Below are 21,635 nucleotides of genomic sequence, written 5' to 3' on the forward strand. Positions count from 1 at the left end.
TAGGCACACCGCAATATAGCCGCATTAGTTCTCACGCCCCAGCAGTTCCCGCAGTTCCCTGCGGTCAGTGGTGATCAGTTCCTTCTCCAACTGGCTGCACTTGATTTCCACCGTCACATTGTTGTTATTGGTACTGATTAGGCCGCTGCCCCGCTCGAAATGGGTGATCTCCATGACCTCCGCCTCAGAGAGATGGAGGATAGACTGGACACGCCGTGCCTCTTCCTCCTCCAGGTTGAGTAGGATCTTCGTTTTGGCGTTATTGATGATGCCTTTGCCGTACTTACCGTCCTCCAGAGCAAAGAAGTCGTTGATGTCCTGAGTAGCGCAGATAGCCGACCCGCCGTAGCCGCGAATGATCTTGAAAATTTCCAGCACAAATTCCGCGGCCAGACGGTTGCTGTTGGCTCCGATGAGCTGCCAGCACTCGTCGATGAAAATGGCCTTTTCCTCCGTCCGGTTCTCTTTGGCTTTGTCCCAGACAAAGTCCAGCGCCACAAACATCCCCACTGTCAGCAGGTCGCCGGTCAGTTCGGAAATATCGAGGACGGTGTATTTATTGTCCAAAGATACATTGGTCTGCTGATTGAAGGTTCGGGCGGAGCCATTAACCAAACGGTTGATGATATTGGCAAGCCGCTTGGTATCCGGGGACTCCTTCAAGACCTCGTACAGATCACCTAGTACCGGCATCGTTCGGTACTGGCCCGGATAGTCCGGGTCATCCAGTGTGCTGTTATCGTGGGTGATACCCAGCTGTGCGTAGGTACGGATCAGGGCATCGTCCAAAAGCTGCCGCTCCTCATGGTTCATGTCGGGGATCAGCAGGGAGAAGAAAATATGAAGTCTCTGAATTTTCGCAGCCAGCAGGGACTTCTCCACACCGGGTCCGTCCAGCATTTCATCCACGGAACGGTCTACCTTGCGGATCGCCATGACATTGATACAATTCTGGGAGGCCGGGGAGATCTGGATGAACTCACCGCCGATATTGGAGCAAGCCCGGTGGAACTCATGGCCCTTCAGCGGCGCAACAATAAAGACCTGAATGCCCTTACGCCGCATCCGGGTGGCCATGAGCTGCATGGAAAAACTCTTGCCCGCACCACTGGTGCCCAGAATCGCTATGTTGGCGTTCTTGTAGACCCGGCTATCAAAGATGTCCACAATGATGAGGGAGTTGTTGTGCTTGTTGACACCCAAAAGGATGCCGTTGTCATCGCACATCTCATAACTGGTAAATGGATAACAGCTTGCTGCGCCCAGGGTCAGCACGTTGCGCTTGGAGCGTTCAAAAAGGCTGCGCTCCAGGCTGACCAGAGGCAGGGACGATAAAAAAGCCTGTTCCTGACAGAAGGAACAGGGCTGCACATCCATATCCTGAGACAGCAGGAGTTTTTTCATCTCCGCGCACTTCCACTCTAATTCATCCACGCTGGTGGCGGTAATGGTGATAAGCAGATTGAGGTAATAGAAATCCTCGTTGTTGCCAAGGCCGTCCTTGAGGAAATAGCCGGACCGAATCGCGCCGTCCAAATCGTCAAAGTCGGTGTTGGTGTCGCTGGTTTCTTTTATCTTGCTCCGGTTAATGCGGAGCTGCTGGCCCAACTTGCGGATCATGCGGTCCTTGGGCTGACGGGAGAGGAACATATCCAGATCAATACCGTCTCCGGCATTGACGATCAGGCTGAGCCAGCCGGCGGGTACCTGCGAATTATAGCCGTCTGATGGTACCATCAGATAGGCATAGTAGACGCCATCGATGCAGATGTAGCGTCCGTGGGTCAAATCGACCTGGGCAGGGGCGTAAAACTCATTGGAAGGGATGTTGTCCAGGGGGCGCCCAGCGGCCAGATACTCTGTCAGCACACTTTTCAGTTTCTGGGGAAAGGGCTGTTCGTTGCTCTCCTTGCGGCAGAGAATGTTGTAAAGAATCTCGCTGGCTGCTTCATCCTCATTTTCCGGCACGATTACTGTGTTCCCGCATTGCCGCAAGTAGTTGGAAGCCGTTCGGGCGGCAGTCTGGAGGGAGGCAATGGCCTCCTCTTCCTCATGACCGCGGCGGGTGCCCGGCAATTCCTCATGCTCGAAGACCAGAAAGAAACGCCGGGTGATAGCCTCACGGGAGCCAAGCTGCTGGATCAGCCGCAGGTAGTCCTCCTGCAGCATCCGGCAGTGTGGGTCTGTTTCCTGCTCCAACTCCCTCCGTACCGTCTCCATATGGCGGTCGATATCCGCGCGCTTCGTCAGCACCTTGAACTGTACCTTGACCGGGGCAATTTTCAGATAGCTGATAAAGGAATAGATGATACCGCGCTGTTCCTGGGCGCTGCGGAGCAGGAAATTGACCGGAACGACTTCCACGACCTTTACATAGCGGTGGTCTCTGGTGTAGATCACACCATTCTCGATTTTTTCGATGGGAACATAATCCGCCAGCAGATTGAGAGGCGTCACCTTTTCCTCCGGTGGAAGAAACGTCTTGTGCTGGGTGACCTTGCGCTCTTTCCTGTCGAACCGGAGGCTGCTGCGGCTGACCGGCATCGTCTCCTGTTCCTGGGCTTCCTGCTCCGTTTGTTTTTTACGAAGCCAGCTTGGCAGTATTGACTTTTTCTGCTCCCCGCTATCCGTCGGCGGCTCCCGGTTAAGAACCCTGCGGTTACGCAGGAAACGGAAGAATTGGAGGATGAAGGCGGAGAGACTGCTGCCGGAAATGCCGATAAGAGCGACCAGTACCAGCGGCAGGGCAGTCAGGCACAGGATGATGACCCGTGTGGTGAGGGAAATACCTAAATTGAGGACAGGCAGGCCCACAAGGAGTCCCAGGACACCCGCCTCGATGACGTTGCGGGTCTTGAACATCCCGCCTAAGAGCGTACCGCCCTCAATGAAATTGGGGGGGATCACATAAACGTCCCGTTCTTCATTTCTCATAGGCTGCTCCTTATATCCGATCCTTGCGCTTTGGCGGGTCAGGCAGCCGTTTTACGATGCTCTCCTGATAGGCCACCGTATCATCCAGGGTCTTGTAGGGCTTACGCTCCACAGCATCTTGAGCGAGTTGCGTATACCAGAGCGTGCCGTCCACAGTTCGGATTCTGGAGAAACCGTCCTTGGGTTCCGTATACTGATCCGCATGGTACATACTGAAGGCTATCGGCTCAGACATACCTGGCTTGCTCACCATGCCAGTGATCCTCCCGCCGCCGATCTCCACGTTGGAAAAAGTGAGAGGCGATTTGCCGGATGCCTCTTCGCCGGCGCAACCCAGATAAGAACGAATGGACTGGGCAGCCAGATCCCCGGTGATAGAACCGGTGGAACGTATATCACCCCTAGCTACCGTTCCAATAATGTCATTGGCAAAACTGCCGCCTGACAGCAGGGACTTGGCGAAAATGGCGCCGCCCAGTCCGACACCCTTGAAGCCAGGCGCGGCCGCCCGCTTATCTGCCTGCCTTACCGTGGAGGTCGTATGGGATACCTGCGATGTGGTCTGTGTGGCCGACTGCTGTGCAGTATGCTCCGACTGTTGAAAAGTCTTGGCGGTGGCCATCTCAGTCTGCTGGGCCGTCTGGGAAATTGTTTCAGTGGATGCGGAGTGAGCAGATGCCGTCTGGTTTTCCTGATGTGTCCCGGTTTGTGTATCGGTTTGGCGGATGGTGTCGGCCTGCTGTTCCCTGATCGTTCTGGACTGGGAAACAGCCGCTGCCGCTGTGGACGTAACAGTATTCACAGCAGAAGTCGCTGTTGTGGCTGTCCTCACCGCATCGCGGGTCACCTTACGGCTGACAGCACCTGCAAGGCCTCCTTTTAGGAACCCGCCAAACGGGCCGGTAGTCTCGGTAGATACGCCCCGGGTAGAACTGCCGGCTGAATGGCGCGCTCCGCCGCCAAAGGCGCCGGCTACTGCCGCAACGCCACGGGTGGCGATTACGGCTTCTGCCAACATCGAACCTCCAGTCTGGCCCACATTGACGCCCAGACTTGACATGAAACTGTCGATTTTCTGAGATACTTTCAGAAAGCCGATAGCGCACAGGAACCAGATCAACACATTTCCTGTGACCGTTTCTCTGCTTGTAGCGCTGACCTGGGCCTCTACTTCCGCCTCCGTTATCGCAAAGGCTGGAACCGAGAGAGCGGTGATAAGCAGAAGTACAAGCACAAAAACGGCAGAAATTCTGATACTTCGTTTCGTGATAAGCCCTCCTCAGATGGAAAGTGGGTTGGCGATAAAGGCGCCGACCATGCTGATGAACAAGCGCAGGCACCAGGCGTTCATCAGCAACAGGAACAGTTGCCCTCCGAACATACGGCACCAGTTTTTGAAGATGCTGGAAGTGGACTGGGACGCCCCCATGGCGAAAGCGATCGGTGCGGTGAAAACAAGTACGCCCAGCAGCACATAGCGCTCTGCCGCCTCTAGCAACAGTTTCAGATAGTTCCACGCCAAAATCAGGGTCAGGATCAGCACAATAAGGGCCACCGCCCCATTTGCCACCACGCCAATGATGGTGAGCATTACTGAATTGAAGCTGGCGAAGTCCAGACTGGGAAGCGCGGAGGACAGAATCCAGTTGTACGGGGTGCCGCCGATTTGAAGAGCTGTGTTGACGATCTCATCCGCATACCAGGCAAGAGCAATAAACAGGATAGAGCGGATACTCAGTTTGACCGGATCCTCTGCCTCGGAGCCCAGACCCAAACCGAAATTCCGAAAGAGATTCCAGACCCATAGCAGCAGGATCAAACCAATGGCTAGCGCCACGAAAATGTCATACATCGTAGCAGCTGCCGGGAAATACCGCAGGAAGACAGTCATGTCACAGCCCAGGGCGCCCAAAACTGATGTGTTGATCAAGTCCAGGCCGTGCATGATCTGTTCAGCGATCCACTCTACGATACCGTCTAAGATACCCATGAGCGGTTACGGTGTCCACTGGCCGCCGGAGAAGAACGGCGTGACATAACTCATAATGAACCCCAGCCCGTTCAGCACGGCCCATGTAATGACAATGCGCTTGAGCCAGGCACGGGATTCGTCCACCGTCCGACCGGAGCGGGAGAAATTCATCATCAACAGGGCCACTGACGCGGTGACGATGGCGGCGATGGTGGAAATTGTCAGGATCTGTGTGTAGACATCCTGCATGATCTCACTGGCCTTCTCCCAGATGGTGGACGCTGAGGCCGGTTGAACAAGAAATACGGAGAGGCAGGCACAGAGATATGCCATGTAGAGGATGCGGCAAGGACTGATCCTTCGCCGCCTCCTCGGTTGAATCGGGGCCTTTTTCTGCTTCAAGTAGCGAACCTCCTTTTGCTGATTTTGTCCTCTTGGAAAAAGAAACAGCGCCCGGCGAGCCGAGCGCTGTTTCCCAAGCCATAGGAAGGCAGAAAAAAGACGCCGTAAAGGCGTCCTCCTATGACCGTTTTCAGTTGAGGTACAGTTTTGAGCATGGTCAGTTTACCACTTTAGGATTGACCTATCAATAGCAATTCAACGCCATTATCCTGCCGATTCTGTGCCATGTTTGCGCCAAAAAATAATTACAGAACGCTCACACTCTTCGGGGATCGAAATCGTAAAAATGAGGGACCGCACGAAAGAAACGCCGGTTATTACACCATCGCTGTAACAGCCGTATCTCTCTTGGGGCATAGGGTTTGTTGTAGCGCCAGCTGCCCACATCAATCAGGCCAACCTTCATTTGCGCCCACCACCTAATGAGTTATTTGGGAAAAACTGCTGGAGAATTTTCAAACTGTCTTGGGCTGTATAGCCCCATAGGACGGAACTCAGCGCCTCAACCGCCGCCTTCCGTTTCCGGTAGTATGTACGGAAACTGATGTCCCGGATATGAGGGCGGAGCTGTTCAATGATTTCTTCCACATTTTTAAGTTGTTGGGGGGAAAGGAACGAATAATACAGCAGCCAGTAGTAGTCCTCGCCATACTTGTGATGGGTACGGAGCAGTTCAATGGAGTTGTTGACCAGGGTGAGCATTTTGTTGCTGCGCTCAATGCAGCGAGCGTGATCCTCCAGTTCAGTACCACCCAAGTCAGCGCCAGCCAGATAAACAGATTCCAAAAAATCCTCTATGTTGCTGCCGTACTCGATTTGGAACTGATTTTTCATCTGCTGGACGGACAACTCCAGGCTCCATACCACATCGCGGTATTTTTTCAGCAACCGCCAGGTATCATGATAGCGGGGGTCTTCCGTCACATCCTGCTTGATCAATTTTTTCGGCATTGTTCAACTCTCCTTTGCTTTGTTCAGAATCGGAGCTGTGCTATCAGTAGCCTGCCGCCGCGTCCTGGGCCATGTCGTGACTGACCAAGGAAGTATAGTGCTGGCTGATGGTGATGGGGGCGTTGTAGAGCGCCGAGAGTGTGTACGCCTTGATGTTGCCTACAAGCGTTGTATTCTTGCTCAGGCAGTCCATGACATAGGCGATATGCTCCTTGTCCAGTTTGAGCAGGCGGCTCTTCACCAGATCCCTTGGCATATCCTCCTGATTGACCCGGATATACTCACGGCGGCTGCAGCAGGTCTCGACAATGAGTTCCACATAGCCGTCTATCAACTCCTGGTCGTAGGGGTGCTCCTCCAGAAGGCGCTCATAGTCGATATTCTCTTTGACCAGTTCTCTGCACTGTTCTATCTCATCCATCATCAATCGTCGCCGGCACCAGCCACCGTTTTGGGGCTGTGGGGGCAGAGGGGGATAGATAGACTCAGTATCACTCCATTCAGTATCTTTCTTATCAGTATTATTAGGGTCGGAAATTCCGCAGTCTGCACTTCGGCTGTGCAGAAGTCTTGACTTCGCCATTTCAGAAGTCTGGGTAGCAGCCGGCGGGTCAGACTTCGGTTTTTCAGAAGTCAAGGGTACGTCCTCGGGAATGATAAAATTTTTGACATAGATTTTGGTGGGCTTGCCCTGGCCCTGCTTCTTACGCTCGATCAGTCCGATTCCTCGATCCCGGTCCAACTCCTGAAACAGCTTTACCAGTTTATCTTTGCCAAAGCCCAGAAACTCGATAGCCTCCTCCAGCGTGAAGTAGATATAGACCCTCCCATCGGCGTCCAGCCAGCCGCTGCGAATGGACAGGCTCATGCGGTCCAGCAGGAGACCGTAGAGCACTTTAGCCTCTACGGACACGGACTTGTATCGCCGATCTGTAAACAGCACCTTGGGGATACGGTAGAAGGTGAACTGCTCCGCATCGTTTCCATAGAAATAATCTAATTCCAACGGCCTCATGGCAGCCTCCTGAAAAAACAAAATAAGCGCCCCCAGTGACAAAAAAATCGTCACTGGGGGCGCCTCTCAACTTCTCAAAAGTAAAAATAAACACAAAAAAAGCCGGCCTGCAGGTGAATCGTCACCCGCAGGCCGGCTTACTCGGTAACGCGGCAATGCCGCGATGTTCGACAGTTTTATCAACCTCCCCATGTCGAATTTTTGCTGTAATGTCAGGACTAAATCAGCGCAACTCCTTGCGGCACAAGGGCTTGCCGACTTAGTCCTATTATAACAGAGGCATCATGGAACCGGATGTGCCGCAGGCCGTGCTGCTTCAGCAGGAGTTTAAAATGGTCGGTGATGTAATTGGGCCGGAACAGTTTGCCCATCTCGTCGGTGCACACATAGTCCAGGTAGTCGGTGCAGTAGGACTTCTTGAACAGTTTCCGGTACTTCTGCTGCCGGACACACTGCTCCTCCAGCAGAACCCGCACTGGCGGGATCAGAGGCAGCGTGCGGAAACTGGACTTGGTTTTCAACTTGTCCTCGGTGTAGAGCCGGACCTTACCGTCCACGATGCCCTCGGTGACCTTGTGGTTGATGGACAGGGTGCCCTTCTCAAAGTCGATGGCGCTCCAGCGGATGCCAAGCACCTCGCTGCGCCGCAAGCCGTAGTAGGCGGCCAGTTGGATCACCACAGAAATGGAGTCCTCCTTGGTGGCCTCAAACAGGGCAGCCAGTTCCTCCTTGGAGTAGAACGCCGCCAGATATTTTCCCTTCTTGGGCCGGTCCACCCGGTCGGCCACATTTTCATTTACCATCCCGTTCTTCACCGCATACTGCAGCGCCTTGCGCACCACAGCATGGTAGTGGATCACGGTGTTGGCGTTGCAACCATCCTTGAAGATGGACTGGTGCAGCTCCCGGATGTGCTTGGGCTCCAGTTCCTCCAGTCGCAGTCCACGCTCCCGGAAGAACGCGTCCAGCCGGGCGTCGATGAGGCCCTTGTAACTCTGGTAAGTGGTACGCTCAATGGTGGGAGCCGTGATATTCAGCCACTCCCTCAGGAAGTCCGCAAACAGTGGGGATTCCTCCTGTGGGGGTTCCGGTTCCATGATCCCGGAACTGTACTCCTTCTTTAATTCCTCCAGGCGGGCCTGGGCCTTGCGCTTGTTGCCCTTCACCGGAATACCCAGGGCAACGGACTTCTGCCTGCGCTTTCCATTTTTATCATACAGGTTCAAAACAGCGGTGTAACGGCCGTTTCGTTCGAAGAGACTTCCGGTAACTTCTCGATTGCTCATAGGAACCATCCATTCCTCCTCTCAAATCAACAGCGTCCATTCAAGGTCTTGTGATGTTACCTTGCGTGGACGCTGTTTTCAAGTCTTTTCTGCATGATCTACCGCGCAGAGGTAGTCAATGACCGCGATCTTAGGTACGCGGTACAGCCGTCCCATGCGGACACTCTGGATCTCTCCCCTGCGCAGCAGTCCGTAGACCATCCGTCTGCCGATCCCCAGCATCTCCTGTACCTGGGCCGGGGTCAGGGCATCCGGATAATGTCGGAACATGGCCCGGTAACGGGTCGCCCCTTTTTCTTCTCTGGTCATGGTCACACCCCCTTGACTTTATTTTGTAATTGATTATAATTATTACGCAAATTACACCGCCTATTATATAGACGGTGAGACGGCCAAAAACGGAACCAGGGAGATGAGAAACTTGAAGAAGACCATGTGGGACCTGAAGGAAGAGCGGTTGGAGCAGCGATTACAGGCGTTGGCCCAGCAGGGAGATTGGGATGGAGTGGTGCAGGCGTTGGATGACTACGACAAAAACAATGACCGCAGGCACGAGGATCGCAGGGATGATTTTGATCTATCCTGTTTGAACGGAGGAATCAGCGCGGATGGCCAATACCAGATTCCCGAGAGTCTGAAGCTGTATGAAGAGGATGACTGGCTGGACATCATCTTTTCACAGGAGGCGGAGGATCTGCCCAATCTGGTGGCGGAGTACCCCGTCAGCGGGGCCATGCGGGAACTGACGCCCCAGCAGCAGGAGATTTTAAGGCTGAATATCGTCTTTGGCATCCCAACCAAGGACATCGCCAAACAGATGGGGTGTACCACCCGGAACATCACCAAGCAGCGGCAGAAGGCGCTGGAGAAGATCCGCTTTCTGGTCACCGGCCAGCGAAAACCAGAAGATCTCTGATCGTACTTACACCTTAACAAAAAGAAAACGGGGTGCTTGCTTGCACCCCAAAACGAAAGATGATATATTGATTACAAGTATTACAACGGAGGAAGTGTTATGGACTTCAAGCCAATGTTTCCCAGTCTGAATGTCCTGTGGACGCGGTGGTCGGCCTATCAGATCAAGCCGCACCAGTGGGGCGGGGAATATTTGATCCCTGCGGAGGGTGCAACTGACCTCACCTATAACTGCGCGGAGCAGCCTGGCCCTCTGGTGGCGGACGCACTGGAACTGGGGCGGCAACTGCACATGGGAGCACCGGACAAAAACCGCCTGTGTGCCGCTTTTGCGGCCCGCTACGGGCTCTTGGGCCTGAATGCCGAGAAGGTGGAAGGGGCCACGGAAGACCCCAATGTGCCCCCGTGTTACCGCCCGCTGAACAGTTGGGAATATGGTGAAGATGTATCATTTTTCCAGAGCAACTTTGTGATGCTGTATCAGCACTTCCTTACCGTGCAGGGCGAATTGGTTCCTACACCCAATCCAAGGGTTATGGATCTGTCCGGTTTTCTCAGCTATCGGCTGACCAGCGGCCCAAATCCTCAGTTGGTGTGGGAGGTCCGCAGTTTGGAATCCGTGATCCGATTTGCCTATGCTTCCATGATCTCTGCGGAGTCGATACCTCTGAAGGTCTGCAAAAACTGCGGAAAGGTGTACTACAACACCCACGCAAAGAGCGAATTCTGCGGGACTAAGTGCCGAAATTACTATAATGTGAAGGTGTTCCGGGAAAAAGATCGAATTTCGCATCCGGATTAACCATTAAGGAGGATACCTATGTTTTACCAAATGATCACCAACGCACGGAACCGTTGGTTTGCGTCCTCCGAGTGTACTGCCCAGGGAATCATCGCTTATATTGAAAAAGCAAACCAGATGCGCGATGCCCAGATAGATGCCATTAAAACCTATCTGTATCTGAAAATTGCCTGCGGTTGTGCGCCTCTGGCAAAATTATTCTGCCAGGGAGCGTTCAACACTTTGGATTTGGAGCAAGAGGAACTTTCTGCAAAGACAAGGACTTTTTTACTTAGCCATCCGGCCGCGGCTGCACTGTTCGAGTACGCCTGTTTGAAAACCGACTCCGGCGAACAGGTCTCCGAAAAGCTGGAAAAGCAGATACGCAAAGACCCGGAGAGCATTAATTATGAAGATTTTTTCCAATCTGCCTTTTACGGGGTATCTTATACCGACTATCTGTTCAGTTTGCCCATGGGTGCTGGAAAAACCTACCTGATGGCCGCATTTATTTATCTGGATCTGTACTTTGCCAAAAACGAGCCCTATAATCCGGCCTTTGCCCATAACTTCATGATCTTCGCTCCCTCTGGGCTGAAATCCTCAGTCGTGCCCAGTTTGAAAACCATCCAGCGATTTGATCCCTCTTGGGTGATCCCACAACCAGCGGCATCGGAAATCAAGCGTCAGATCTCCTTTGAAGTGCTGGATCAAGGCAAGACCGCCAACAAATCCAATAAGACGAAGAATCCCAATGTGCAGAAGATCGCCAACCATCAACCGCTGCCTGAACTGTTTGGCTTGGTGGCAGTCACCAATGCGGAAAAGGTGATATTGGATCGCATTCAGGAGAAGTTGGGGCAAATTAGTATGTTTGAAGAGAGCGATGATGAAAAGGACCGGCAGGCCAATGAGCTGCGCAACCTAATCGGCAAACTCCCTGGCTTGTCCATTTTCATCGATGAGGTCCACCATGCGGTCAGCGACGAGATCAAGCTCCGCGCCGTAGTCAGCAAGTGGGCGAAGAATCAGACCGTTAATTCCGTGGTTGGCTTTTCCGGTACACCCTATCTGGAAAAGGCAGAGAAAATTAAGGTGACCGATGGCCTCTCCGTATCCTCGGCGGAGATTTCCAATATCGTTTATTACTATCCGCTCATCGACGGCGTAGGAAACTTTCTCAAGCGGCCCATTGTGAAAATTGCAGATATTCCTGACAGTAGTCGCATTATTGAAAATGGTGTCAGGGATTTTCTCGATGCTTATCAGGACACCGTATATCCCGGCGGGACACTGGCCAAGCTGGGCATCTACTGCGGAACCATTGAAAAGCTGGAGGAGATGGTCTACCCCATAGTAGCTCGTATCGCGGCGGAGTATGGGCTTTCCGGTGATGCCATTCTGAAATTCCACAAAGGCAATAAGCAGTATCCACAGCCGGCCGATAGCCAGATGGAGTTTGACAGCCTGGATCAGCCTTTCTCAAAAATCCGCATTGTGCTGTTGGTGCAGATCGGAAAAGAGGGCTGGGATTGCCGCAGCCTGACGGGAATCATTCTCTCCCAAGAGGGAGATTGCCCCAAAAACATGGTGCTGCAGACCGCTTGCCGCTGCCTGCGTCAGGTACAGAAAGACGCACTGGAAACGGCTTTGATCTATCTAAACAGCAGCAATGCTGAAAAACTAAACGCTCAACTGCTGAAACAGCACCATATCTCCCTGAAAGAGTTTTGTGAGGCGGATCACCATAAAGTGTCGCTGGCTCGGTATGACCGCACCGATCATCTCCATCTGCCCAAGGTGGACTTCTATCAGCTGAAGATCCATTATGAAACTTTGATCGTAGACCCCGCTGAGCCGGAAAAAACACTCCCGAATGTTTACAAAAATGCAAGTATTGTAGCAGGCACCATTAAAACCACCGATTTCTCTATGGAGATAACGGATACCAGAGTGGATAATGAGGAACACGGTACTGTCCCAGCGTCTTATTCTGCCTGGCTTTATAGCATCGTCCGCAGTTCCCTCTACACTCTTACCATGGAGGAATTGCAGCCCTATGATGCCCAACTGAGGTCTATCTTTGAGGAAATCACTTATCAACGGGATGGCTCGCGGTATTTCAATTCCAAATATCATCTGCTCCAGGTGGAGGCGAATATCCGCAAGACCTTTTGCGCCCTTCGCTCCTACGAGACCCGTGAAGAGCGGATACCTCAGTCGGCCAGCCTGCTGAACATTGCCAACTTTACACAGGTAATCGAGACCGAACACCCCCAAGATTACTATCCAGATCAGGAGACGATACAAAAAATCGTTCTGGATGACCAGGGTAAGCTGAAATTAGACAAGAAAGCACAGGCGATGATGGAGTTGGCCCAGGAGATGGGGCAGGAAGATGTCCTGACCATGCTCCGCAAAAAGTATTCTTCCCACCCCCAAAAGGATCGCTCCTTCCACTATCTGCCTTACCACACGGACAGCGGATTCGAGCAAGTATTTCTGCGGGAGGTGCTGACCTTCCCGGAAATCGAGCATCTGGGGCTTGAGGTTTACTACAACGGCGACCGGGCCATGACGGAGTTTAAGATCAAGTGCTACAAACGAAGCGCCGGTACCTGGCAGTATGTGGGGATGTACACGCCGGACTTTCTCATTCTCCAGCGCAAAGACGGCAAGATCCATAAGGCTATGATCGCCGAGACCAAGGGCGAAGCCTATGCCAACGATCCGAAATTCAAGGATAAAAAGGCCTTCGTGGAGACGGAGTTCCTTCGGCAGAACAACGCCGCCTTTGGCTATGCGCGGTTTGAGTATCTGTATTTGGAGGATACGTTGCCCGAGCGGGACAGGCTTGTGCTGACGCACAGGAAAATTTGTGAGTTCTTTAAGGAGAATGACTGATGAAACGTGTTCGCTTTAGTAATATACTTGTAGCCGTTGGAGTTTTTGCAATTCTTTTAATTGCTCCATATCTTCTCAATACACTAATAGATGGCGTATATAGAGAGTATGGCTACCAAATACCACTTTACTTTAATTTGGACACATGGTATGACATTATGTCAATTGCATTTCCAGCGGCGTTAACATACATTGTAATCCGTCAGTCAGAGCGACAGCAAAAAGATAACATGGAAATGCAGAAAAGCCTGGAACGCATTAATGAAAAGATGTTAGATTTGGAAAAGAAATCTAAGATCGGATATTTTGTTCCACATGTAAAGTTAAAAGATGCGGGAATAGATGGATTTGAGCATTCCTACTATAATCATGATTTGAAAAAATACATTACATTGGCCAATGTTGGAACGGATGATGTTTTTGTAATTAAAGCAAGTGGTTCTATAAATGGAAGGATTTATAATGTTCCCTGTGAAAAAGGACTTTTTGTACCTAACAATTCTCTGCTCAAAGAGTTAAATTTTGATTGTAGTCTTCATGAGGAAGAACTCTCTTTGCCACATATTGACCTGGAGATCAATCTGACCTTGAGAAATATGATCGGATATGAGTATGTGCAAATGTTATTTATTGGCTTTAAAAATAACAATGGTAGAGGTACAGTAGATAGTTTTAATATGAGTATCCAGGAGGTATCCGACCATGCCGATTAAATATGTGCCTTTTATCCCGGAGCCTGTGGAAGGACAAGCTGTACTGGGAAACTTTAACCGTGTTCTCAAGTATAAGGGCGCGGATGATATGTCCATGGTGCTCCAGCGTGGAATGCCCCTGTACGAGATGGAAAGACAGGAGACCGTGGGGGAAAACAAGGATGGCAACCTGGTCATCCGGGGCGAGTGCGTCTCCGCCTGTGCCTATTTGAAGGAGCAGGGTATCCAGGTGGACCTGGTGTACATCGATCCGCCCTTTGCCAGCGGCGCCGACTATGCCAAAAAGGTGTATCTCCGCCGTAATCCTAAGGTGGCTGAGGCCATTGCTCAGGCAGAGCAGGAACTGGATATTGACGAGCTGAAAGCCTTTGAGGAAAAGATGTACGGTGATGTATGGGATAAAGAAAAATATCTCAACTGGATGTACGAGAACCTCATGTCCATTAAAAGTGTGATGAGCGAAACTGCGTCCATTTATGTGCATTTGGATTACCACATCGGGCATTATATGAAAGTTCTAATGGATGAGATCTTTGGAGAAGATAATTTCCGAAACGAGATTATCTGGAAACGCGCAACTGCACACAGTGATGCGGAGTTCTATGGAAACAATTTTGACTGCATCTATTTCTACACTAAGTCACAAGAAAATTATACTTTTAACACTGTTTATCAACCATATGATGAGGCGTATATTGCAAGATTCAGTAGAAGTGATCCAGATGGCCGAAAATGGGACAGCGGAAACTTGACCGCAAAAGGACTTCAAGGCGGAGGGTATGATTATGAATATAAAGGTTACCGTTCGCTTTGGAGAATGCCACTTGAAACGATGGAGAAAATGGATCGTGAGGGTAGAATCCATATAACAAAAACTGGTGGAATTCGATCAAAGGTTTACTTGGATGAACTACCTGGGATGCCTGCCCAATCATTGTGGAGTGATATCAACCCCATTAATTCACAGGCAAAAGAAAAAGAAGATTACGCCACTCAAAAACCATTTGCACTATTAGAACGGATCATAAAGGCTTCTTCCAACGAAGGAATGCTTGTAGCCGACTTCTTCGGCGGCAGCGGCGTCACCGCTGCGGTGGCCAACAAGCTGGGCCGTCGTTTCATCCACTGTGACATTGGCCTCAACTCTATCCAGACCACTCGGGACCGGCTGAAAGTAGACGGAGCACAGTTCGATGTCCTGGAAATCAAGGACGGCGTGCAGCTCTATCGCAACCCAGTCCAAACCATGGACAAGATCAAGTCTTTGATCCCCGGTCTGAAAAACGAGGACTCCCTGGACTCCTTCTGGGAGGGGGCCATCACCGACAGCAAGTTGGGTACTATCCCCGTCTATGTTCCCAACCTGATGGACAGCACCTCCAAGCTGCTGGATGTGGTGCTGATGAACCGTATCATCCATCAGGCCATTCCCGACCTGGACGCCGGTATCAAAAAAGTCATCGTCTACTACATCGATATCACCAGTGAGGAGGAAATCCGCAAATTCATTGCCCAGGACGACAGCACCACCGTGGAAATTGAGTTGCGTGATCTGAAAACCGTTCTGGATGATGTGGTCATCGGCGACTATGCCAAATTCCATACCGAGGAGCGGAAAGACGACCTCTTCGGCGGCTATGCCGTGGTGGTGGACACATTTGTCAGCGACCGTGTGCTGCAGAAGATTACCGAATTCAATGAGAAAGCCAGAATGAATGCCACGGCAAAAAAGCCCTTTAAGCCTATTGAGGTCAGCGAGGACGGCCTGGAGCTCATCGAATACCTGAGCCTGGATTGCTCCGCAGCCCAGGGAGAATGGCACTCGGACAGTGAAATTAAAATTGATAAAAACGGCTATGTCATCCGCAACGGTGAGAAAACCAAAGAATTCTGGGATGGGACCATTTACGGTGAAAAGAAACCCCTTCGTTTGAAGATCCGCAATATCTGCGGAGATGAGACAGAGTGGGGGATATGATATGAGGAAGCAAAAGACAAAGGAATTGGTCAATACTGAATGGGTTGAAAGGATAGCTGTCAATAGATTAGAAAGTGCCCTTTTAAGCACAGGACTTGTTGTTCCAACTATCCCAACTGGAGATAAAGCGCCTTCTTGGGATGGTGAAATAAGCCTGTATTCGTCACAGACATCATTCCCCAAAAGGAAACTTGTCGGCAGAATTCCGGTCCAGGTGAAGGGAACCCATGTAAGAATGCTTCAAAAAAAGGCAGTTTATCAAGTCGAGGTAGCTGATCTGCGCAACTTTTTCCGAGATGGTGGCGCCATCTTTTTCGTGGTTCAAATAACAACGGATGAGCAATACAGAATTTTTTATGCACCATTATTGCGTTTCCAGTTACGAAGACTGCTTGAGCAAGCCGGAAATCAAAAAACGAAACAGATATCCCTTGAAGAGTTCCCGGTCGAGGATAAAAGCAGACTTGTACGCATCTTATCCGATTTTCTGACTAATCGTGAAAAGCAGCAGATGTTACTTCCACATGTTAAAAGCCTCAAAGATTTGGCAACGAGCGGAATGGTGGTAGATCATTTGGGATTCTCGGTACCAGGGTTTGGCTTAAAAAAATTTGATGATATACTTGAGGAGTTGTTGCAGCATCAAATATGCATCTACGCAAAACCATCGGGAGTCGAAGTTAACTTTGCCATCGATCTCATCCGGCCAGAAGCCATTATCACCCACCAAAACATACAAGTCACAGTGAATGGTGAAGTGCTATATGACCAGATTGATATTATTCGGAAAACCGGAAACATAAAGTCCTTTCAACTGGGACCGGGTATCATCGGGACAATCTCTAAGGACAAGCTCAATTTCCAGTATAATTCATGTGACACCTTACATGAGCAAATACGCCAATTGAGATTATTGACAGCTCTAATGCGGGGAGAGCCTGTTAAAATAGGCCCTTTGGTACTGCCCTACGAGGATTTCAAACTCACTGGGCATACTCAACAAGAAATGGAGCAAAAACTTTCTTGGCTGCAGACAATAGCAAGAGTTTTAGAACGGCTTCATGTAAAAAAAGATTTGAATCTGGCAAAGATGACTGATGAGGAATATCAAAAGCTGCGAAATGTTGTAATCGGAATTGATCAAGGCGTTCCAGTTCCCTTTTCCTTCGATGGTGTATTGGCATATGGTAAAATTGAGTTTGGCGGTATCTCTGTTTTGCTTAACCTAAAAAAATCAGAGGATGGCAAAGGTGTATATCTGTCGAATTTTTTTGATATGGAAAATCTCAAAATGACTGACGAGGCAGGCCAATCCCCTAATGATGGTTTTGCAATCAGTCCCTACATCCTAATGGATGCAACTTTGTTATCGGAACTTGACAATGTCGATTTGAATGAAATTGTACAGTCAGTTGAAAAGCAATCGTACTCTACTCCATACGGAGACAGAATTATTAATCTCACTTTAGAACTTCTAAAGTTGTATGATCAAAGCAAAAATTTAAAAATTTTAGATGTGTGCCTTCAGTTGTTATCCTTTGTTGGGGAACACCGTGATACTCCGAAAGAACTTATTGCCATTAATCGCCTTCAAATTGAAAAACGTCGTCGAGTTTTATCTACAGAAGAGAAGGAGTATCTTCTAACGCTCAAAAGGCCGGAAGTTATCCTTCCGTACCAATTTGCTGCGAGCATTTTATTAGAGAGTTTTCAAGAAGCTGATTTGATTTATGAGCGAATGAATGAGAACGAAAGAAAACTATTTGATGGGTTTCCCATAGAAAATCTATGGAGAAATTCGGACTACAGGTCATAGTTATTTTCAAGGATCTGTACTAAGAATAACGGCTTTGGCCTCGATATACTTGTCCTCGGTTGTGAGGGGAATATGTATAGACTTCTCGAATCATATGTGCTATTGTGTCTTGCTACAAGGAGGCGAGGCACATGAACGAAACACTGAGATTGCTGTACAACAGATTCTATACCCCTCTGCCTATGGTGGAATCCGAACAGGAAGTAGAAACCTGCCACCGGCAGCTCATTGAGCGGCTGGACAAGCCGGAGCGGAAATTGGTGCTGCGGATCATTGACGCCCAGAACCTGATGATAGAGCAACGCTCCGCGGATAGTTTCATCTGCGGCTTTCGTCTGGCGTGGGAAATGGCAAACGAACTGAATCACTACATGGAAGAGCGCCCGGAGCCGGAGGATGATCTCGGCCCGGACGCTCTTCTCTAATCATCTGGTCAGTCCAACTGCTCCGCCCTCTCCCAGCGGATATAACCGTTGGACTTCTTCCGGTAGGTACAGTGCCAACGGGAACCGTCAAACACCTCGTCGGCAAAGTTGATCAGGGTTTTCGATGGAGAGTAATTCACACCCCAGCTCTGCCACCAGACGGACAGCTTGATCTTGCGGCCGTCATCCGCATCAAAAAAGCACAGTAGCATGGGCTTGCTCCTGTGCCAGCAGCGGAAGGTCAGTGTCCCGGTAAAAGAACCGCTCTCCTCCGGATAGCGGTAGTCATCCATTGACGCAGCGTCGCGGTCCGCTTTGCAGCGGATGATCTGTGCACGACAGGGATAGTCCTGCTCAAATGTGGATGTGTACTGATTACGCATGTTGATTACCTCCTCAATATCTGAATTGCTGTTCCTGCTCTAACTGCGCCTCATAGCACTCCTTCAGCTGCTCCTGCAGATCCTGGGGGATGGAGTCAATAAAATCCTGACACTCCTGCAGCTCGTAGATGAGAGACATCTTCTCCTGGTGCTCCTGATGCTGTTCCCACCTGGCACGCTCTGCATCTCGCCGGTCGCTCAACGCGTTCTGTTTCAAAATCCGAATCTGATCATCGTAGGGCTTCAGTTTTGCTTCAAAGGCGTTGATCTGGGGATACCACTGCTCCAGCAGCTTCAGAATTTTTTCTCTCTGCCGTTTGGCATTCAGCGTCCCGATCTGCTCCAGCTCGGTACGGATCTGTTTCATTTCGTCGGTGAGCCGGTGGGATTGTTTGTAGAGCCAGGTGGGAATGTGTTTCCGCCTGGTGACGGCGGCAGACTGACCACGTTCCAGATCCGGGAACTCTGCCGCCATGTGATCGTGGAACTTGTCCTGCCACTCCACCAGCTTGTCCCGCCCTCCAATCACCTCCTTGGCGGACAGCCGGTTGTCTTTCGTCAGCGGAACAAAGCACAGGTGCATGTGCGGGTTTCGCTCATCCATGTGGACCACGGCGGAAAAGATGTTCGCTTCTCCAACCTCCGTCTTGAAAAAGTCCAGCGCCCGTTCAAAGTAGCGGCGCACCTGCTCCGGCGGCAGGTGATCCAGATACTCCGGTGTGGCCGTGACAATGGTGTCGATGAACTTCACGCTGTCCTTGCGCACCTTGCACTTGGGGTTCTCCCGCTGGGTACGCTCGATGCGGGATTGGATTTCAGCATAGTACTTGTGCTGTGGCTGGATGAGATGGTAGTTGAGATGGGAGCGGTCGGTGTCCACATCCGGGTTGCTGGCGTACCGCTCCTTTTTCCGTTCGTGGTGTTTCTCGATGGCGGAGGCCGGTCCGCCTTTTCGTTTCTCAAAGCGCATAATGGCGTAAGGCATCACACAAAACTCCTTTCGTTGAAATGGTGGGTCTGCGGTGGACGAGGGCTTTTTCACATACCGCCCTGCCATATGGAACCCGCCGCAAGAAAACTACTGTGAAACCCGGCAGACTGGCGTTGTGGCGGTTTCCCCGCCCACGAGAAATGCCCGGCCCCTACAAGGCGGGCCGGGCATTTTCGCGTGCGGTTGTCAGGGCGGTATAACGCACTATACCTTGCCGCCCCGTGGGGCTGCAAGGCGTGCGCCCGGGGACACCCCGGGACCCCGTTTTGCGGCTTCGGCTGCGCTGGAAACAGGCCTTGACTGGCTCGCAGCCTGCGCCCCTTTGCCGCCGTTTTTGCCGCCCTTCACTGGGGGTAGGGGTGTACCCCTCCTGGGCGGCAAAAACGTGCCTGCGGGCGGACGAAGGACGGGAGTTATTGCAGAGACGAAAACAGCGCCTGCGATTCTTCGCAGACGCTGTCAAAATAAACTGCTATCAAGTATGATCACTGTGTTTCGCTCAGCCGCCGGATGTAATCTGCGGCTCCATCAAATCTTCCAGCCGACAGTTCAGAGATCTGGCCAGTGCGCTCAAGGTGGATGCCTGCGCCTTGTTAATGTCGTTCTGTCTCTGCTCATACAACTGGATCATCCGAAGTGCAACACCGGAGACTTCCGCAAGCTGCTTTTGGGAAAAGCCATTTGCTCTGCGGATGCGCTTCAGGTTCGTCTCGCCCTCACTGAGATTTTCCTGAATCACCTTGTCCGCTGCTTCTGCAAACTTACTGATGTCCGCTTCGTGCAGCAGATACATGGAGCAGACTCTGCTCACGGTCAATCCGTGGGAGATGATCTCCCGAAATGACATTCCGGTCTTCCACTGGTAGTAGGCGAGACTCCAACCGGCCCAGTACTCCGGTGACTTCTCCTCGGACGCGCTTGCGTCCGCACCGGGAATCTGTCCGGTGGTCCGGCGAAACACCTCAAGGGCCAGTTCCACACCGGACATACCGCCCACAAACTTTGGGTTGCCCCGCTCAAACTGTTCCGCTACACCGGATGAGAGAAACTGTGTGAAAAACAAATCACCGCTACACCCGCAGTCATGGACTGCGTAGTCCAGCATCTCTCCCATGGCGCGCATGGCGTCATTCAAGTACATTTCCTCGTAGGCGGGCGTCATTGTTCTTCCACTCCTCTCTGAGAATATCAATCATGTATACTGCGTCACGCACCGGAGCCGCTTTGCGTTCCGCACGAAAGGCGGCCCGTGCCTCACTGTCCCTGGTGGCTTTCTTGGGGTAGTAAATGGTGCGCTCTGCGGGAATGCTCTCTTCAAAGTGCAAGTGGGAAAAAGCCTGCTCCGATTTCAGGACCACCTGCTCTCCCAGTTTGCCCAGAAACATGGCCCGCTCAAGCTGCGCCAAAGAGATGGTATTGTTCAGAAACGCGGAGGCGAAGGAGAAGTAGGAATCGTCGGCACGATAGCCGATGATGACATCGTAGTTCTCATAGGGGGGCAGGAAGGTACTGGCCAGATACTCTTTGCCCTGAACGGCAATGTCGGAACTGAGGTTGAATTTGCGGTTCATGAGAAGAATGGAAAGCCAGTTCAGGATGTTGTACTTCCCGTCGGAGAGATTCAAAATGGACAGGCCGTCAGTCTGGAATGAATATCGATTAGCAAAGCCGTCCTGCTCCATGGAACAGGCCCACTCCTTTGCCAGTTCTAAAGTCTCCGTACAGTAGAAGCCGAGGCCATAGTCATTGAACGGATTACCCTTTCCAAACTGGGGTCGTTCGATGATCAAAGACGAGCCGTGGTACAGCGTCAGTGTTTTGTCCATGCCGGTTCCCTCCTTGCAACAGTATCGTCAAAGCGATACTGTTCTATTCAACATCAGTATATCGCCGTAACGATACTTTGTCAACCAAAGAGAGTCAACACGGTTTGCGCTCACAAAACGCTAACAGAATGCTCACACTTTTCCGGGAAATCTGCTTTGACGGGAAAATTCCCAAAGTCTTGTGCCGACAGTAAAAACGCCGGAAACCCCAGTAAAATCAAGGGTTTCCGGCATTCTGAAAGGCGCAGAGAAGCGCTCAAAATGCTCCAAAAGACACCCGCTTCCAAGGACTCGAAATCAGTTTGCGAGCAATCGCACGAGGGTTCGAATCCCTCCCGCTGCG

Annotated in this window: 20 protein-coding genes; 7 read left to right on the forward strand and 13 right to left on the reverse strand. The window is 51.2% G+C overall.

Annotated features, from left to right (window positions below; translation table 11 throughout):
* Nucleotides 1-24: 24 nt before the first annotated feature.
* From ACLTXB_RS12245 to ACLTXB_RS12280, 8 genes are all read right to left on the reverse strand, one after another.
* A complete protein-coding gene (locus ACLTXB_RS12245) occupies nucleotides 25-2,934 on the reverse strand; it encodes a VirB4 family type IV secretion system protein (protein WP_428227203.1) in 2,910 nt (969 codons plus the stop codon).
* A gap of 10 nt (nucleotides 2,935-2,944) precedes the next feature.
* Nucleotides 2,945-3,949 (reverse strand): hypothetical protein, encoded by a 1,005-nt coding sequence (locus tag ACLTXB_RS12250; RefSeq protein WP_428227204.1) that lies wholly within the window; start codon nucleotides 3,947-3,949, stop codon nucleotides 2,945-2,947.
* 264 nt (nucleotides 3,950-4,213) lie between these two features.
* Nucleotides 4,214-4,924 carry a hypothetical protein gene (locus ACLTXB_RS12255; protein ID WP_428227205.1) on the reverse strand — a complete coding sequence of 237 codons (711 nt, stop codon included), beginning with the start codon at nucleotides 4,922-4,924 and terminating at the stop codon, nucleotides 4,214-4,216.
* Between the two features lie 6 nt (nucleotides 4,925-4,930).
* Nucleotides 4,931-5,308, reverse strand: coding sequence for a fimbrial protein (locus ACLTXB_RS12260; RefSeq protein WP_428227206.1), 378 nt, complete (start codon nucleotides 5,306-5,308; stop codon nucleotides 4,931-4,933).
* 402 nt (nucleotides 5,309-5,710) lie between these two features.
* Nucleotides 5,711-6,259: a hypothetical protein gene (locus tag ACLTXB_RS12265; RefSeq protein ID WP_428227207.1), complete on the reverse strand. Its 549-nt coding sequence runs from the start codon at nucleotides 6,257-6,259 to the stop codon at nucleotides 5,711-5,713.
* Nucleotides 6,260-6,302: 43 nt separating this feature from the next.
* On the reverse strand, nucleotides 6,303-7,274 hold the full coding sequence (locus ACLTXB_RS12270; protein ID WP_428227208.1) for a DUF6017 domain-containing protein: 972 nt from the start codon (nucleotides 7,272-7,274) through the stop codon (nucleotides 6,303-6,305).
* Nucleotides 7,275-7,492: 218 nt separating this feature from the next.
* A complete protein-coding gene (locus tag ACLTXB_RS12275) occupies nucleotides 7,493-8,560 on the reverse strand; it encodes a tyrosine-type recombinase/integrase (RefSeq protein WP_428227209.1) in 1,068 nt (355 codons plus the stop codon).
* A 78-nt stretch (nucleotides 8,561-8,638) separates the two neighbouring features.
* Nucleotides 8,639-8,869, reverse strand: coding sequence for a helix-turn-helix domain-containing protein (locus ACLTXB_RS12280; protein ID WP_428227210.1), 231 nt, complete (start codon nucleotides 8,867-8,869; stop codon nucleotides 8,639-8,641).
* A gap of 112 nt (nucleotides 8,870-8,981) precedes the next feature.
* Here ACLTXB_RS12280 and ACLTXB_RS12285 point away from each other — a divergent pair, with 112 nt between their 5' ends.
* The 7 genes from ACLTXB_RS12285 to ACLTXB_RS12315 all read left to right on the forward strand — a co-directional run bounded on the left by ACLTXB_RS12285 (nucleotide 8,982) and on the right by ACLTXB_RS12315 (nucleotide 18,092).
* A complete protein-coding gene (locus tag ACLTXB_RS12285; protein ID WP_428227211.1) occupies nucleotides 8,982-9,476 on the forward strand; it encodes a sigma-70 family RNA polymerase sigma factor in 495 nt (164 codons plus the stop codon).
* Nucleotides 9,477-9,575: 99 nt separating this feature from the next.
* Nucleotides 9,576-10,277 (forward strand): hypothetical protein, encoded by a 702-nt coding sequence (locus ACLTXB_RS12290; RefSeq protein WP_428227212.1) that lies wholly within the window; start codon nucleotides 9,576-9,578, stop codon nucleotides 10,275-10,277.
* Between the two features lie 18 nt (nucleotides 10,278-10,295).
* A complete protein-coding gene (locus ACLTXB_RS12295; protein WP_428227213.1) occupies nucleotides 10,296-13,160 on the forward strand; it encodes a DEAD/DEAH box helicase family protein in 2,865 nt (954 codons plus the stop codon).
* Complete coding sequence (locus tag ACLTXB_RS12300; RefSeq protein ID WP_428227214.1) at nucleotides 13,160-13,873, forward strand: hypothetical protein; 714 nt, start codon at nucleotides 13,160-13,162, stop codon at nucleotides 13,871-13,873. Before ACLTXB_RS12295 ends, ACLTXB_RS12300 begins: the two co-directional genes overlap by 1 nt.
* Nucleotides 13,863-15,851, forward strand: coding sequence for a site-specific DNA-methyltransferase (locus tag ACLTXB_RS12305; protein ID WP_428227215.1), 1,989 nt, complete (start codon nucleotides 13,863-13,865; stop codon nucleotides 15,849-15,851). Before ACLTXB_RS12300 ends, ACLTXB_RS12305 begins: the two co-directional genes overlap by 11 nt.
* Nucleotide 15,852: 1 nt before the next feature.
* Complete coding sequence (locus ACLTXB_RS12310; RefSeq protein WP_428227216.1) at nucleotides 15,853-17,667, forward strand: hypothetical protein; 1,815 nt, start codon at nucleotides 15,853-15,855, stop codon at nucleotides 17,665-17,667.
* A gap of 131 nt (nucleotides 17,668-17,798) precedes the next feature.
* Nucleotides 17,799-18,092: a DUF6809 family protein gene (locus tag ACLTXB_RS12315; RefSeq protein ID WP_428227217.1), complete on the forward strand. Its 294-nt coding sequence runs from the start codon at nucleotides 17,799-17,801 to the stop codon at nucleotides 18,090-18,092.
* A gap of 8 nt (nucleotides 18,093-18,100) precedes the next feature.
* On the opposite strand, the gene ACLTXB_RS12320 is transcribed toward ACLTXB_RS12315, so the two are convergent.
* The 5 genes from ACLTXB_RS12320 to ACLTXB_RS12340 form a co-directional block, all read right to left on the reverse strand.
* Nucleotides 18,101-18,475, reverse strand: a complete 375-nt coding sequence (locus ACLTXB_RS12320) for a hypothetical protein (RefSeq protein WP_428227218.1) — start codon at nucleotides 18,473-18,475, stop codon at nucleotides 18,101-18,103.
* Nucleotides 18,476-18,488: 13 nt separating this feature from the next.
* On the reverse strand, nucleotides 18,489-19,460 hold the full coding sequence (gene mobV, locus ACLTXB_RS12325; RefSeq protein WP_428227219.1) for a MobV family relaxase: 972 nt from the start codon (nucleotides 19,458-19,460) through the stop codon (nucleotides 18,489-18,491).
* 505 nt (nucleotides 19,461-19,965) lie between these two features.
* Entirely contained in the window at nucleotides 19,966-20,628 is a 663-nt protein-coding gene (locus ACLTXB_RS12330; protein WP_428227220.1) for a helix-turn-helix domain-containing protein, read from the reverse strand.
* Nucleotides 20,594-21,292: a DUF3990 domain-containing protein gene (locus ACLTXB_RS12335; protein ID WP_428227221.1), complete on the reverse strand. Its 699-nt coding sequence runs from the start codon at nucleotides 21,290-21,292 to the stop codon at nucleotides 20,594-20,596. The genes ACLTXB_RS12330 and ACLTXB_RS12335 overlap by 35 nt, the downstream gene beginning before the upstream one ends.
* A 110-nt stretch (nucleotides 21,293-21,402) precedes the next feature.
* On the reverse strand, nucleotides 21,403-21,635 hold a 233-nt coding region (locus tag ACLTXB_RS12340; RefSeq protein ID WP_428227222.1), incomplete at its 5' end, for a hypothetical protein.

It is taken from the genome of Flintibacter sp., from assembly GCF_046973065.1.

Bases quoted from the DNA above. Each gene is read 5' to 3' on its own strand.
- ACLTXB_RS12245 (WP_428227203.1), bottom strand. From the start codon at position 2,934: ATGAGAAATGAAGAACGGGACGTTTATGTGATCCCCCCCAATTTCATT.
- ACLTXB_RS12255 (WP_428227205.1), bottom strand. From the start codon at position 4,924: ATGGGTATCTTAGACGGTATCGTAGAGTGGATCGCTGAACAGATCATG.
- ACLTXB_RS12265 (WP_428227207.1), bottom strand. From the start codon at position 6,259: ATGCCGAAAAAATTGATCAAGCAGGATGTGACGGAAGACCCCCGCTAT.
- ACLTXB_RS12270 (WP_428227208.1), bottom strand. From the start codon at position 7,274: ATGAGGCCGTTGGAATTAGATTATTTCTATGGAAACGATGCGGAGCAG.
- ACLTXB_RS12275 (WP_428227209.1), bottom strand. From the start codon at position 8,560: ATGAGCAATCGAGAAGTTACCGGAAGTCTCTTCGAACGAAACGGCCGT.
- ACLTXB_RS12280 (WP_428227210.1), bottom strand. From the start codon at position 8,869: ATGACCAGAGAAGAAAAAGGGGCGACCCGTTACCGGGCCATGTTCCGA.
- ACLTXB_RS12290 (WP_428227212.1), top strand. From the start codon at position 9,576: ATGGACTTCAAGCCAATGTTTCCCAGTCTGAATGTCCTGTGGACGCGG.
- ACLTXB_RS12295 (WP_428227213.1), top strand. From the start codon at position 10,296: ATGTTTTACCAAATGATCACCAACGCACGGAACCGTTGGTTTGCGTCC.
- ACLTXB_RS12300 (WP_428227214.1), top strand. From the start codon at position 13,160: ATGAAACGTGTTCGCTTTAGTAATATACTTGTAGCCGTTGGAGTTTTT.
- ACLTXB_RS12305 (WP_428227215.1), top strand. From the start codon at position 13,863: ATGCCGATTAAATATGTGCCTTTTATCCCGGAGCCTGTGGAAGGACAA.
- ACLTXB_RS12310 (WP_428227216.1), top strand. From the start codon at position 15,853: ATGAGGAAGCAAAAGACAAAGGAATTGGTCAATACTGAATGGGTTGAA.
- ACLTXB_RS12315 (WP_428227217.1), top strand. From the start codon at position 17,799: ATGAACGAAACACTGAGATTGCTGTACAACAGATTCTATACCCCTCTG.
- ACLTXB_RS12320 (WP_428227218.1), bottom strand. From the start codon at position 18,475: ATGCGTAATCAGTACACATCCACATTTGAGCAGGACTATCCCTGTCGT.
- mobV (WP_428227219.1), bottom strand. From the start codon at position 19,460: ATGCCTTACGCCATTATGCGCTTTGAGAAACGAAAAGGCGGACCGGCC.
- ACLTXB_RS12330 (WP_428227220.1), bottom strand. From the start codon at position 20,628: ATGACGCCCGCCTACGAGGAAATGTACTTGAATGACGCCATGCGCGCC.
- ACLTXB_RS12335 (WP_428227221.1), bottom strand. From the start codon at position 21,292: ATGGACAAAACACTGACGCTGTACCACGGCTCGTCTTTGATCATCGAA.